Raw genomic sequence first — 278 nt, 5'->3', positions numbered from 1 at the left:
CAATCAGCTGAGGCTCGACATTTACCCAGGTGGTCGCATCGAAATCGGCACCCTTCACGGTCAACCACAAAGCCCTATCCGGCAAATCCCGAACCAGCTTCTCACCCACTTTTACGCAGGCGCGCCCTTGCGCATCAAGCGTCGCGGTCAAGGGCGACAAATGACCTTCGCTATGATGCAAATCGAGCTGCACCTCCTGGGAGGCCGGCACTGGTGAGCAACACACCTCGAGCACGTGATGGCGCGTGATATGGGCCACAGCATTCACTGTGTCATCG

General features: G+C 57.9%; 1 protein-coding gene. It reads right to left on the bottom strand.

Annotated features, from left to right (window positions below; genetic code table 11):
- A partial coding sequence (locus RVY79_RS19340) for a hypothetical protein (protein ID WP_317466189.1) occupies positions 1-181 on the bottom strand: 181 nt, incomplete at its 3' end.
- Positions 182-278 lie beyond the last annotated feature (97 nt).

Source organism: Chromohalobacter sp. HP20-39, from assembly GCF_033052815.1.
Taxonomy (GTDB): Bacteria; Pseudomonadota; Gammaproteobacteria; order Pseudomonadales; family Halomonadaceae; genus Chromohalobacter.
This window is presented reverse-complemented; position numbering and strand designations above follow the sequence as displayed.